The 12,954-nt window shown below is 63.9% G+C and carries 11 protein-coding genes; 10 read left to right on the top strand and 1 reads right to left on the bottom strand.

The window, feature by feature from the left end; translation table 11 throughout:
• Positions 1-5 precede the first annotated feature (5 nt).
• The 6 genes from K7H91_RS03045 (at position 6) to K7H91_RS03020 (ending at position 5,428) form a co-directional block, all read left to right on the top strand.
• Positions 6-1,496, top strand: a complete 1,491-nt coding sequence (locus tag K7H91_RS03045) for an ABC transporter substrate-binding protein (RefSeq protein ID WP_230718732.1) — start codon at positions 6-8, stop codon at positions 1,494-1,496.
• A 6-nt stretch (positions 1,497-1,502) separates the two neighbouring features.
• Positions 1,503-2,465, top strand: coding sequence for an ABC transporter permease (locus tag K7H91_RS03040; protein ID WP_230718781.1), 963 nt, complete (start codon positions 1,503-1,505; stop codon positions 2,463-2,465).
• Positions 2,462-3,268: an ABC transporter permease gene (locus K7H91_RS03035; RefSeq protein WP_230718731.1), complete on the top strand. Its 807-nt coding sequence runs from the start codon at positions 2,462-2,464 to the stop codon at positions 3,266-3,268. The genes K7H91_RS03040 and K7H91_RS03035 overlap by 4 nt, the downstream gene beginning before the upstream one ends.
• Complete coding sequence (locus K7H91_RS03030; protein ID WP_230718730.1) at positions 3,268-4,071, top strand: ABC transporter ATP-binding protein; 804 nt, start codon at positions 3,268-3,270, stop codon at positions 4,069-4,071. Before K7H91_RS03035 ends, K7H91_RS03030 begins: the two co-directional genes overlap by 1 nt.
• On the top strand, positions 4,068-4,850 hold the full coding sequence (locus K7H91_RS03025; protein ID WP_230718729.1) for an ABC transporter ATP-binding protein: 783 nt from the start codon (positions 4,068-4,070) through the stop codon (positions 4,848-4,850). The genes K7H91_RS03030 and K7H91_RS03025 overlap by 4 nt, the downstream gene beginning before the upstream one ends.
• A gap of 434 nt (positions 4,851-5,284) precedes the next feature.
• Positions 5,285-5,428 carry a DUF1127 domain-containing protein gene (locus K7H91_RS03020; protein WP_230718728.1) on the top strand — a complete coding sequence of 48 codons (144 nt, stop codon included), beginning with the start codon at positions 5,285-5,287 and terminating at the stop codon, positions 5,426-5,428.
• Between the two features lie 162 nt (positions 5,429-5,590).
• On the opposite strand, the gene K7H91_RS03015 is transcribed toward K7H91_RS03020, so the two are convergent.
• Positions 5,591-5,980, bottom strand: a complete 390-nt coding sequence (locus K7H91_RS03015) for a DUF930 domain-containing protein (protein ID WP_230718727.1) — start codon at positions 5,978-5,980, stop codon at positions 5,591-5,593.
• Positions 5,981-6,161: 181 nt separating this feature from the next.
• Between K7H91_RS03015 and K7H91_RS03010 the strand changes: the two genes are divergently transcribed.
• The 4 genes from K7H91_RS03010 to K7H91_RS02995 all read left to right on the top strand — a co-directional run bounded on the left by K7H91_RS03010 (position 6,162) and on the right by K7H91_RS02995 (position 12,887).
• Positions 6,162-8,276, top strand: coding sequence for a S9 family peptidase (locus tag K7H91_RS03010; RefSeq protein ID WP_230718780.1), 2,115 nt, complete (start codon positions 6,162-6,164; stop codon positions 8,274-8,276).
• Positions 8,277-8,385: 109 nt separating this feature from the next.
• Positions 8,386-9,639: a DUF2254 domain-containing protein gene (locus tag K7H91_RS03005; protein ID WP_230718726.1), complete on the top strand. Its 1,254-nt coding sequence runs from the start codon at positions 8,386-8,388 to the stop codon at positions 9,637-9,639.
• Positions 9,640-9,782: 143 nt separating this feature from the next.
• Positions 9,783-12,113 (top strand): glucose/quinate/shikimate family membrane-bound PQQ-dependent dehydrogenase, encoded by a 2,331-nt coding sequence (locus K7H91_RS03000; protein ID WP_230718725.1) that lies wholly within the window; start codon positions 9,783-9,785, stop codon positions 12,111-12,113.
• A 171-nt stretch (positions 12,114-12,284) separates the two neighbouring features.
• Positions 12,285-12,887: a superoxide dismutase gene (locus K7H91_RS02995; RefSeq protein ID WP_018064987.1), complete on the top strand. Its 603-nt coding sequence runs from the start codon at positions 12,285-12,287 to the stop codon at positions 12,885-12,887.
• Positions 12,888-12,954 lie beyond the last annotated feature (67 nt).

Raw genomic sequence — 12,954 nt, 5'->3', positions numbered from 1 at the left:
AGCGCATGCCCCGCACATTCACAACCCTCGCCGCAGCCGCGCTGGCCGCCGGCCTCATTGCCGCACCGGCGCTTGCCGCCCCGCGCAGCGACGTCATTGTCGGCATGGCGATCGAGCCGACCGGGCTCGACCCGACGGCCGCCGCCCCGGTCGCGATCGGCCAGGTGGTCTGGAAGAACCTGTTCGAGGGGCTGACAACGGTGGACGAGAACGGCGACATCGCCCCGCAGCTTGCCGAGGAATGGGCGGTTTCCGAAGACGGGCTGACCTACACGTTCAAACTGCGCGAGGGCGTGACCTTCCACAACGGCAAGCCGTTCACCGCCGAAACCGCGAAATATTCGATCGACCGCATCATCGCCGACGACAGCGTCAATCCGCAGAAGGCGCTTTACAGCGCGATCGAAACCGCCGAAGTGCCCGACGAACACACGCTGGTGCTCACCCTTTCCCGTCCCGCCTACGACCTGCTCTACTGGCTCGGCTTTCCCGCCGCCGTGATGGTGGAGCCGGACAGCGAGGCGACCAACGCCACCGTTCCGGTGGGCACCGGGCCGTTCGAGTTCGGCGAATGGAAGAAGGGCAACCAGGTCACCCTCACCCGGAACCCGAATTACTGGGGCGAAAAACCGGTGCTTGAAACCGTGACCTTCCGCTTCATTTCCGACGCGCAGGCACAGGCCGCGGCCCTCACCTCCGGCGGGGTCGACGCCATACCGGAATTCGCGGCCCCCGAACTCGTCAGCACCTTCGAGACCAATGACGCCTTCGATGTCGTGCCCGGCACCACCGGCATGGAAGTCGTCGCCGGCATGAACAACGCCAAGCCGCCCTTTGACGATCGCCGGGTCCGCCGGGCGCTGATGATGGCGATCGACCGGCAGGCGATCATCGATGCCACCAATTCCGGTTACGGCACGCCGATCGGCAGCCATTTCTCGCCGTCGGATGCGGGTTATGAAGACCTCACCGGCGTGCTGCCCTATGATCCGGAACAGGCGAAGGCGCTTTTGGCCGAGGCCGGCTATGGCGATGGCCTGCAATTCACCATCAAGGCGCCGAACCGGGGCTATGCCGAACGGGCGGCGGAGATCATGCAGGCCTATTTCGCCCAGATCGGCGTGACCGCCACGATCGAATCCTCCGAATTTCCGGCGAAATGGCTGCAGGATGTGTTCAAGGACACCAATTACGACATGACGATTATCGGCCATGCCGAGCCGCTCGATATCGGCATCTATGCCCGCGATCCCTACTATTTCAATTATGACAACCCGGAATTCGACGCGACGATGACGGCGATCGCCGACGCCACCAGCGAAGAGGAGCGGCTTGCCGGCTATAGACAAGCGCAGGAAATCCTTGCCGAGGATGTGCCGGCGCTGTTTCTCTATGCCTGGCCCAAGATCGGCGTCTGGAACGCGGACCTCGAGGGGCTGTGGGTCAATGAGCCGGTTCCCTCCAACGACATGACCGGCGTGCACTGGAGCAAGTAGACCGTGTTGCAAACCCGTCCGGCGGTGCGGCGCATCGCCGGCAATCTTGTCTTTCTCGCCGCAAGCCTGTTGGCGGTCTCCTTCATCATTTTCGCGGTGATGGCGGCGGTTCCGGGCGATCCGGCGGAAATCATGCTCGGCACCTCGGCGGCCCCCGATACGCTTGCGGCACTGCGCCGCGAGCTCGGCCTCGACCAGCCCTTCCTCCTGCGCTACGGCGACTGGCTGGCGGGTCTCGCGCGCGGCGATCTCGGCCTTTCCTATACCTATTCGACGCCGGTTGCCGCGCTGATCGGCGAGCGCCTCGCCGTCACCCTGCCGCTGGCCGGTTACGCCGTGGCGCTGTCGCTGGCGATCGCCCTGCCGCTTGGCGTCTTCGCGGGCCAGCGGCCAGGCGGGCCGGCGGATATCGTCGCGACATTCTTTTCCCAGATCGGTATTGCCGTACCCGGCTTCTGGATCGGCCTGCTCCTGATCCTCGGCGTGGCGCTGACGCTTGGCTGGTTTCCGACCGGCGGTTTTCCGGGCTGGCAGGCTGGTTTCCTGCCCGCCATCACCGCGCTAACGCTGCCCGCGATCGCGCTTGCCATCCCCCAGGCCGCGGTGCTGACGCGGGTGACGCGCACCGCCGTCATCGACGTGGCACGCGAGGATTTCGTGCGCACGGCGCGCGCCAAGGGCGCAAGCCGGATGCGGGCGCTGTGGCGTCACGTCGTGCCCAACGCGCTGATCCCGGTGGTCACCATGCTCGGCATGCAGATCTCGGTGCTGATGGCCGGCACCGTGCTGGTGGAAAACGTCTTCACCCTGCCCGGCCTCGGCACGCTCGCCTATCAGGCGCTTGCCCAGCGCGATCTGATCGTGATCCAGAATGTCGCGCTGCTGTTCGCCGTGATCGTCATGGGCCTCAATTTCGCGGTCGACACGCTTTACGCGGTGATCGATCCGCGCCTGAAGGCCACGCGATGAGACACCTGCCTCTCATCATCGGCGGCGTCATCACCGCCGTGTTGGTCGCTGCGGCGATCCTCAGCCGGTTCTGGACGCCGATGGATCCCGCCGCGATCAACATTCCCGCCCGCCTCAAGGGCCCCGGTCCCGGCGGGCTTTTCGGCGCCGACCAGTTCGGCCGCGACGAATTGTCGATGATCATGGCCGGTGCATGGACCTCGCTGTCGATCGCGTTCTCCGCGGTCGCGATCGGCGGAACATTCGGCACCGTGCTGGGCGCGATGGCGGCGGCGCGTCGGGGGGTGGTCGAGGCCGCGATCATGCGCGTCAACGATATCGTCTTCGCCTTCCCGCCGGTGCTGTCTGCCCTGTTGCTGGCCGCGGTGCTGGGCGGCGGGCCGGTGACCACCATCACCGCGATCGCGCTGTTCATGGTGCCGGTCTTCGCCCGCGTCAGCCGGGGCGCGGCGCTGCAGATCTGGGCGCGCGACTATATCCTCGCCGCCCGCATGGCCGGCAAGACCGGAACGCGGATCACGCTCGAACACGTGCTGCCCAATATCGCCGCCCAGATCATCGTGCAGGTCGCGATCCAGACCGGGCTTGCGATCCTCACCGAGGCCGGGCTTTCCTTCCTCGGCCTCGGCGTTGCCCCGCCGACGCCGAGCTGGGGGCGGATGCTGGCCGATGCCCAGACCTATCTCGCGAGCGCCCCGCATCTGGTGCTCGCCCCCGGCCTTGCGATCGCCTTCTCGGTCCTCGGCCTCAACCTTCTGGGCGATGGCCTTGGCCGCCTGACCGACCCGCGCGAGGCAAGGTGATGCTCGATATCCGCGATCTCACCATCAGTTTTGCCGACCGTCGCGGTGGACGGCGCGAGGTGCTGCACGGCATCGACCTGTCGCTGGCAAAGGGCGAGACGCTCGGCATTGTCGGCGAAAGCGGGTCCGGCAAATCGGTGCTGGCGCTGGCGGTGATCGGCCTGCTGCCGCGAACGGCCCTGGTAGAGGGTGAAATCCTGCTCGACGGCGAAAACCTGCTGGCGCTGCCGGAGCGGCAGCTCACCCGACTGCGCGGCGCAAAGATCGGGATGATCTTTCAGGAGCCGATGACCGCGCTGAACCCGGCAATGACCGCCGGCAGCCAGATCGCCGAGGCGCTGCGGCTTCATCGTCCGATCTCCCGGGCCGAAGCGAGACTGGAAGCCATGCGGCTGATGGACATGGTCCGTATCCGCGACGCGAAAACGAGAATAAATTCCTATCCGCACGAACTTTCCGGCGGCGAACGCCAGCGGGTCGGCATCGCGATCGCGCTGGCGCTCAAACCCGGACTGTTGATCGCCGACGAGCCGACCACGGCGCTCGACGTCACCGTGCAGGCCGAGATCCTCGACATTCTCGACGACCTCGTCGCCGAGCTCGACATCGGCCTGATCCTGATCTCCCACGATATCGGCGTCATCGCCCGCATGTCCGATCGGGTTCTGGTGATGCATGACGGTGAGAAGATGGAAGAGGGCGAGACCGAGAATGTGCTGCGCCATCCCGCCCACGCCTATACCCGCGCGCTGCTGGCCGCCCTGCCCCGAAGGGTCCGCGCAGGACTGGAGGACGGGTCGTGACCGCGCTGCTTCAAACAGTGGGACTGACCCGGCATTATGGCGGGCACACCGCTCTGGACGATGTCTCGATCGCCATCGAACCCGGCGAGATCCTCGGCATTGTCGGCGAGAGCGGGTCCGGAAAATCGACGCTTGCCCGGCTGGTCATGGCGCTCGACCGCCCGAGCGCGGGTCGGGTGCTGTTTGCGGGCGCCGACCTGTTTTCGCAGCGGCCGCGCGATCTCCGCAAGCTGCGGCGTCATTTCCAGATGGTGTTTCAGGACCCCTACAGCGCGCTCGACCCGCGCCAGACGATCGGCCGCATCATCGCCGAGCCGCTGGCGCTTGATCCCGACGCCCCGACCGGCAAGGCCCGGCGGATGCGGGTGGCAGCCCTTCTGGAAGAGGTCGGGTTGAAGGCGCGGGATATCGATCTCTACCCCCATGAATTTTCCGGCGGCCAGCGCCAGCGGATCGCGATCGCCCGCGCGCTGATCACCCGCCCGAAACTGCTGGTCGCCGACGAGCCGACCTCGGCGCTGGATGTGACGGTGCAGGCGCAGATCCTCCGGCTCATTCTCAAGATGCGCGCCGAACACGGCCTGTCGGTGCTGCTGATCACCCACAACATCGCCGTCGTCGGCGAGATCTGCGACCGCGCCGTGGTGATGCAGGCCGGTCGCGTGGTGGAGGAAGGACAGGTCCCCCAACTGCTCGACAACCCGCGCGAAGCCTATACACGCCGCCTGCTTGCCGCCGAGCCGACGCTCGCCACAATCGGCCGCCGGCGACGCAAATAAAAAAGCCCGGTCTGGCTTGCGGCCGACCGGGCAATGCGGCCTCGACCGCGAGAGAGAATGTTGAACTGGTGCGCCGCCAGGCGCGTTTCAAGAAGACGACGCATTTGTCATGTTTGGCCCGGGCCCAGGATTGCCGAAGACCCCGACGGTTTCGCCGCCCGCTCCGCCCCGACCAATGAACAGCCTGCGGTGTTGTCGCGGCCTCGTCGTGGAGAAGGGCGACTGCCGCGGGTCGGCGATCACGCGCGAACGCACCATGCCTTGCCCCCTTCAGCGCTTACCCGTTGGGCACACTGCCTACTAAAAGGGCACCCGTTGCGAGCCTTGCGTTTTATGCATAGGGGCAATGCTATTACCCCCCTGCCTCGGGGCCGACAGGCTCTGTATATATCCAATCAACAACAGCGCACCGAACACAAGAAAGGAGCCGCAACATGAACATTCAACGCTCGTTCAACAACTGGCTCAAGTATCGCGAAACCGTCGCCGAGCTTGGCCGCATGAGCAATCGCGAACTTTCCGACCTCGGTATCAGCCGCTCTGATATCCGTCGCGTCGCCCGCAAGGACGCGATCTGACAAGTTTTCGAAGGGTGCTATCCTCCTCCCGGCCCCCTTCGATCAGGATCGGCGATCCTCCTCCTCCCAAATCGCCGATCACCACGATGACGCCCACCGGATCCTCCTCCCCCGGTGGGCGTTTTCATGTGCGCAATTGCGGATCGTTCAGGCCGACCGGACTTACGGATAAAGGTAAAGACGCTCCCAGGCGCTGCGCGGAATTTCCTCGCCGAGCTTGAAACTGAAGGATTTGACCGCGATCTCATCGCTTGCCGTCGCGCAGTGGTAGGAGAGCCTGTACCAGTGACCATGCGAGCGCACGGCCGCGCCCGGCGCATCGATGGTCGTGCCATGCACCTTTGTCGGCGCGAATGTGTAGGCAATCACCTTGTCGGGCGTCATGTCCTTGCGCGCCGCGTCGATCCGGCTCAGCGCCTCCACGTCGCAGCGCTGCTCCAGTTTTTCCTCGGGATCGAGCCGGTCGAGTTCGTTTTCGATCCGCTGGCTGATGGCGAGGGCAGGCGTAGCAATGAGCGTCAGCGTCAGCAGCGCAAGCAAGGCCTTGGTCAAGTCTCTGTCTCCGTTCATGGAAATCTGTCTTTGGCGCTTCCGTCCTGTAATCGGCATCCGCAAGCGCATCCCATATTGTAAGCACAGAGCAGCCGAATGCGGCAAGTCTGAGACCCGCGCTTGATGTCGCCCTTAAGCCCCCCTATCTTGCGCCGACATGAATGACCCGAAAGGCCTGCCCGTGACCCCCTTCAAGACGCTGCCCGATGCTCCCAAGGCAATCAAAAAAGCCTTCAGCGACACCCGCCACGGCAAAACCCGCTCGGATGACTACGCCTGGCTGAGGGCCGCCAACTGGCAGGCGATGTTCAAGGATCCGACGATCCTGGAAGCCGATATCCGCGCGCATCTGGAGGCCGAGAACGCCTATATGAAGGCCGCGATGGCCGACACCGAAGCGCTGCAGAAAAAGCTGGTTGCGGAGATGCGCGGCCGGATCAAGGAGGACGACAGTTCCGTGCCGATGAAGGAAGGGCCCTATGCCTACGGCACGGCGTTTCGCACCGGAGCCGAACAACCCTATTTCTTCCGCATCCCACGCAATGGCGACGTCAATGACGAAAGCATCCGCGAAATCCTGCTCGACGGCGACATGGAGGCCAGGGGCAAGGCCTATTTCGATCTCGGGGGCTTCGACCAGACCACGGATCACTGCCGCGCGATCTGGAGCTATGACGACAAGGGATCGGAGTTCTACACGCTGAAGGTTCGCGACCTTGAAACCGGCAAGGATATTGAGGACAGGATCGAGAATACCGGCGGCAGCGGCGTCTGGGCGCCCGATGGCAAGAGTTTCTTTTATACCGAGGTCGACGACAACCACCGCCCCTCGAAGGTCTTCCATCACGTGATTGGGACAAAGCAGGCAGACGACCGCCTGGTCTACGAGGAAAGCGATCCCGGCTTCTTCGTCGGCATTGCCGGCTCGCTGCTCGATGATTTCATCACTATCGACATCCACGATCACCAGACCTCCGAGGTCCGGATCATCCCGACCTCGGACCTCGACGCCGAGCCCGCGCTGGTGGCGGCGCGGGAAACCATGGTGGAATATGACGTCACCGAGGGCGGCGACGTGTTCTACATCCTGACCAATGACGGCGGGGCCAAGGATTTCAAAATCATGGAAGCCCCGGTCAGCGCGCCCGGCAAGGAAAACTGGAAGGAGGTCGTGCCGCATGAAGAGGGCCGGCTGATCCTTGCGCATACGGCCTTCGCGCGGCATCTGGTCTGGCTGGAACGGTTCGCGGGCCTGCCGCGCATCGTCATCCGCGACCGGGCAACCGGGGAGGAACACGCCATCGCTTTCGATGAGGAGGCCTATTCCCTCGGCCTTCAGGGCGCTGCCGAATATGACACGGACACGATCCGCTTTTCCTATTCCTCGATGACGACGCCGAGCCAGCTCTATGACTACAACATGGCGACGCGCGAACGGACCCTGCTGAAGACGCAGGAAGTGCCTTCCGGCCACAACCCGGACGACTATGTCACCCGCCGTATCCAGGCGAAGGCCGCCGATGGCGAACTGGTGCCCGTCAGCATCGTCTATCGCAAGGATACGCCGCTCGACGGCACCGCGCCCTGCCTGCTTTACGGCTATGGCGCTTACGGCATCTCCATTCCGGCCTCGTTTTCCACCAATTGCCTGTCGCTGGTCGATCGCGGCTTCGTCTATGCCATCGCCCATATCCGCGGCGGCAAGGACAAGGGGTTTGCCTGGTATGAGAACGGCAAGATGGGCAACAAGAAGAACACCTTCTCCGATTTCATCGCCGCCGCCGATGCGCTGGTCGCCGAAGGCTTCACCAGCCATGGCAGGATCGTGGCCGAAGGCGGGTCCGCCGGCGGCATGCTGATGGGCGCCGTCGTCAACATGGCGCCGGAGAAATTCGCCGGCATCATCGCGGGCGTCCCGTTCGTCGACGTCCTGACCACGATGCTGGACGACACCCTGCCGCTGACCCCGCCGGAGTGGAATGAATGGGGCAACCCGATCGCCTCCGAAGAGGCCTATGACTATATCGCGAGCTACAGCCCCTACGACAATGTGGCGGCGAAGCCCTATCCCGCCATTCTGGCGCTTGCCGGCCTCACGGACCCGCGCGTGACTTATTGGGAGCCGGCGAAATGGGTCGCGAAGCTGCGCGAGACCACAACCGGCACCGCGCCGATCCTGCTCAGAACCAATATGGACGCGGGCCATGCCGGCGCATCCGGCCGGTTCCAGCGGCTGGAGGAAAAGGCGCTCGCATACGCCTTCGCGCTGAAGGGCGTCGGCAAGGCAGAGATCTGAAGCCCGGCCCGGGTTCCGGCCCCCTCGCGCTGCCCCTGCGCGGAACCGACAGGCTCCGCCGCACGTTTCGTGTCATGAGTGGAAGGGGCAAAGCCGAATGAAATTCGAAATGTCAAAGACCTGGTGGTTGGTGCTCCAGGCGATGCGCCAGGTGTGGTTCGTCGCATCGCTCTATTGCGTCGCCGCCATCATGACGGCCCTGCTCGGCATCATGGCCGATCCCCTTATCCCAGACAGTCTTCAGGACATTATCGGCCGCAGCGCGGTCAACAGCCTGCTGACCATCATCGCCTCCAGCATGCTGTCGGTGCTGGTGTTTTCGCTGAACACGCTGGTGCAGGCCTCGACGGCGGCCGCCAGCAACGCCACGCCGCGCGCCGTCGGCACGCTGTTGCAGGACCGGATCGCCCAGTCGGCGCTCTCGACCTTCCTCGGCGCCTTCATCTTCAGTCTTGTCGGGCTGATCGCGCTCAACACCTCGCTTTATGGCGGCGGCGGCCGGATGATCCTGTTCCTCGTCACCATCGCGGTCATCGTGCTGATCGTGGTGACGATGCTGCGCTGGATCAACTATCTCGGCCATCTCGGCCAGGTCACCAAGACCATTTCCCAGGTGGAATCGGCCGCCTGCCCCTCGATGGAGCACTATCGCCGCGCGCCCTATCTGCATGCCCGCCCGCAAAAGGACAAACGTCCCGATGGGCTTGTGATGGTCGAGCATGACCAGATCGGCTATCTGCGCTTTATCGATGTCCCGGCGCTCGATGACATCGCGGATCGGCTCGAGGCGAATATCCACGTACTAGAGCGCCCCGGGGCCTTCGTGACGCCCGGACGCCATATCGCCGGGATCGCGCTTCCCGACGACAACGCGATCGATGAGGAGACGCAGAAGGCGCTGCGCGGCGCCTTTACCATCGGCAATGCCCGCAGCTATGATCAGGACCCGCTTTACGGGTTGACGGTGCTCTCCCAGATCGCCATGCGGGCGCTCTCCCCCGGCATCAACGATCCGGGCACGGCGATCGACGTGATCGGCAATCTCGTGCGGATCATGGCCTCGGGCAAAAAGGCCGAAGCGGACGTGCACCACGGCCGCGTCTTCATTCCGGCGATCGAGACCGACGATTTCTTCGATGCGGCGTTTACAGGCATTTCCCGCGACGGCGCGGACAAGGTGGAGGTGGGCCTGCGGCTGCAGCATGCCTTTGAATCGCTGTCGCTGCTGCCCTTCGCCGGCTATGGCGAGCATGCGCGCAGCTACTCCGCCCAGGCACTGGAACGCGCCCGGAAGATGCTTGATTTCGAGAACGATATAAAACGCCTGGAAGCCTCCGCCAGAAAAGGCCGGCTGCTGCCCTGATCTTCGAAACGAAGTCGTCAGGAACATTCCGCCGCACGCGTCGTTATGCCTTCAGGTCCGTCCCGGAACGGGGCCGGCTTTCCATGTCCGCGGATGACGCCGGCGCCATCCGCATGAGACACGCATCTACGGGGGCCTTTTCAATGATTATTCTGACGACATTCATTTTCGCCGCGATCGGCCTTTTTCTGGGCGGCGGCGGCATCTGGCTGATCACGCTCGGCGGCAGCTGGTTTTATTTGATTGCGGGCGCCGCATTTCTGGCGACCGCGTTTTTTGTGTTGACCCGCTCCGCGCTTGCCTACTGGGTCTATGCCGCAACCATATTGATAACGCTGGTCTGGGCGCTGCTGGAGGTCGGCTTCGACTGGTGGCAGCTTGGCGCGCGCGGCGGACTCGTCGTGCTTCTCGGCCTGTGGCTGCTTCTGCCCTGGGTGCGCCGGCCGATCCTGCGCGATGATTATGGCTTTCCCGAAAAAGACAAACCCGCCCGCGCCGGCCCGTGGCCGCTGGTTGCCGCGGTTCTCGTATCGATGGTGGTCGCGGTCATCTCGCTGTTCACCGACCCGCATGCGATCAAGGGGTCTCTGCCGGGCGCCCGCAGCGCCAGCGCCGAAACGGCGGACGCCGTTCCTGACGGCGAATGGCATGGCTATGGCCGCACCGAAAGGGGCCAGCGCTGGTCGCCGCTCGACCAGATCACCCCGGAGAATATCGGCGACCTGGAGCTTGCCTGGCAGATCCAGACCGGCGACATGATGGGGCCCAACGACGTCGTCGAGACCACCTATGAGAATACCCCGCTGATGGTGGACGACACGCTCTATGTCTGCACCCCGCATAGCTGGGCGATGGCCTTCGATGCCAAGACCGGCGAGGAGAAATGGAAATTCGACCCCAAGGTTCCTGTCGACGGCAACCGCCAGCACCAGACCTGCCGGGGCGTGACCTATTACGATGACCCCGACATGGCAGAGGGCGAGCGCTGCAAGACCCGCGTCTACCTGCCGACCTCCGATGCCCGTCTGATCGCACTCAATGCCGAAGACGGCACGATCTGCGCGGATTTCGCCGACAACGGCACGCTGCAGCTTCAGAAAAACATGCCCTACAAGACGCAGGGGTATTACTACTCGACATCGCCGCCGCTGGCGATAAACGGCAAGATCGTGGTCGGCGGCTCGGTCAACGACAATTACTCGACCGACAGCCCGTCCGGCGTGATCCGCGCCTATGACATCGATACCGGTGAACTGATCTGGAACTTCGATACCGGCAATCCGGAGCAAACCGAGCCGCTCGGCCCGGACGAAACCTACACCAAGAACTCGCCGAACAGCTGGTCGGTGATGTCCGGCGACAGCGATCTCGGCCTGATCTACGCCCCGATCGGCAACCGCACGCCGGATCAGATCGGCCTCAACCGCTCGCCCGCGGTCGAGAAATATTCTTCTTCCGTTGTGGCTCTCGATGCCGAGACCGGCGAGCCCGTCTGGAATTTCCAGACCGTCCACCACGACCTCTGGGACATGGACGTGCCGGCCCAGCCCGCCCTTCTCGACCTGACGATCGACGGCGAGACCGTGCCGGCGCTGGTGCAGGCGACCAAGCAGGGCGAGGTCTTCGTGCTGAACCGCGAAACCGGCGAGCCGATCCTCCCCGTGAAGGAGGTTCCCGCACCCCAGGACGGCGGGCTTGAAGGCGAGAACCTGTCCTTGACCCAGCCGGTCTCGGCGCTTTCCTTCAATCCGCCGAAGCTTGAGGGCAAGGATATGTGGGGGGCGAGCCTGCTCGACCAGCTCGTCTGCCGCATCAAGCTGAAGCAATACAATTACGAGGGCCGCTACACGCCGCCGTCGACAAATGGCACGATCGTCTATCCCGGCAATTTCGGCACGCTCAACTGGGGCTCGGTCGCCGTCGATCCGGAGCGGCAGGTGATGTTCGCGATGCCGGTCTACATGGCCTACACCTCCACGCTGGTGCCGAAATCGACGCCGGGCGTGGCCACGCAGGGCATCAATTCCAACAATGGCGCCGATTATGCCGTGTCCTTCTCCACCCTGCTCGGCCCGCTCGGCGTGCCTTGCCAGGCGCCGCCATGGGGCTATGTGGCGGGCGCGGACCTGACCACCGGCGAGATCGTGTGGAAGCACAAGAACGGCACGATCCAGGACATGACGCCGCTGCCGCTGAAGATCAAAATGGGCGTTCCCGGCATTGGCGGCCCGATCATGACACGCGGCGGCGTGGCTTTCCTCGGCGCGACCATGGACAATTATATCCGCGGCTATGACGTGACCACCGGCGAACAGCTCTGGGAAGCCCGGCTGCCCGCCGGCGGCCAGGCGACGCCGATGACCTACGAGACCGCGGACGGCACCCAATACGTGCTGATCGTCGCCGGCGGCCACGGCTCGGTCGGCACCGAGACGGGCGATTATATCCTCGCCTACAAGCTGCCGGAGGGCTAGGATACCCTTGCCGGCTGCTTCGCCGGCAGGCGGGGGCGTACCGGAATGCCGCCGAACGCCCTTTCCTTCCGGCAATTTGCCCGGATATTTCCGGGCTTGACGGTTGCCCTTCCCGGAAGGGCTTCCTATGTAACCCGCAAGCGTCAATTTATTAACTGAGGAGTATTGAACATGGCTTTTGAACTGCCCGATCTGCCTTACGCCTACGACGCGCTCGCCCCCTACATGTCGGCCGAGACGCTCGAATTCCACCACGACAAGCACCACAACACCTATGTAACCACCGGCAACAAGCTGGCGGAAGAAGCGGGTCTCGGTGGTCTTTCCGTCGAGGATGTCATGGTCAAGGCCTACGGCTCCAACCAGCCGCTCTTCAACAATGCCGCCCAGCACTTCAACCACATGCATTTCTGGAAGTGGATGAAGAAGGATGGCGGCGGCACCAAGCTGCCGGGCGCGCTCGAAAGCGCGATTTCCTCCGATCTCGGCGGCTACGACAAGTTCAAGGCTGATTTCATTGCCGCAGGCACCGGCCAGTTCGGCTCCGGCTGGGCCTGGGTCGCTGTCAAGGACGGCAAGCTCGAAATCATGAAGACCCCGAACGGCGAAAACCCGGTGGTCCACGGTGCCAAGCCGATCCTCGGCGTCGACGTGTGGGAGCACTCCTACTACATCGACTACCGCAACGCCCGCCCGAAATATCTGGAAGCCTTCGTCGACAATCTCATCAACTGGGACTACGTCGCCGAACTCTACGAAGGCGCCACCAAGTAAGGCAAACGCCTTTGCGTCAATAGAAAAAGCTCCAGCCTCGTATGGAGTTTGTCAGAAATCCGAGCCC

The sequence above is a fragment of the Martelella mediterranea genome (assembly GCF_021021415.1).
Lineage (GTDB): Bacteria > Pseudomonadota > Alphaproteobacteria > Rhizobiales > Rhizobiaceae > Martelella > Martelella mediterranea_C.
Note: the sequence above shows the minus strand (reverse complement) of the source record. Positions and strands in the feature narration are given on the sequence as shown.

What these genes read in the sequence shown, in the direction of transcription:
- K7H91_RS03045 (WP_230718732.1), top strand. Translation starts at nt 6, where the DNA reads ATGCCCCGCACATTCACAACCCTCGCCGCAGCCGCGCTGGCCGCCGGC.
- K7H91_RS03035 (WP_230718731.1), top strand. Translation starts at nt 2,462, where the DNA reads ATGAGACACCTGCCTCTCATCATCGGCGGCGTCATCACCGCCGTGTTG.
- K7H91_RS03030 (WP_230718730.1), top strand. Translation starts at nt 3,268, where the DNA reads ATGCTCGATATCCGCGATCTCACCATCAGTTTTGCCGACCGTCGCGGT.
- K7H91_RS03020 (WP_230718728.1), top strand. Translation starts at nt 5,285, where the DNA reads ATGAACATTCAACGCTCGTTCAACAACTGGCTCAAGTATCGCGAAACC.
- K7H91_RS03005 (WP_230718726.1), top strand. Translation starts at nt 8,386, where the DNA reads ATGTCAAAGACCTGGTGGTTGGTGCTCCAGGCGATGCGCCAGGTGTGG.
- K7H91_RS03000 (WP_230718725.1), top strand. Translation starts at nt 9,783, where the DNA reads ATGATTATTCTGACGACATTCATTTTCGCCGCGATCGGCCTTTTTCTG.
- K7H91_RS02995 (WP_018064987.1), top strand. Translation starts at nt 12,285, where the DNA reads ATGGCTTTTGAACTGCCCGATCTGCCTTACGCCTACGACGCGCTCGCC.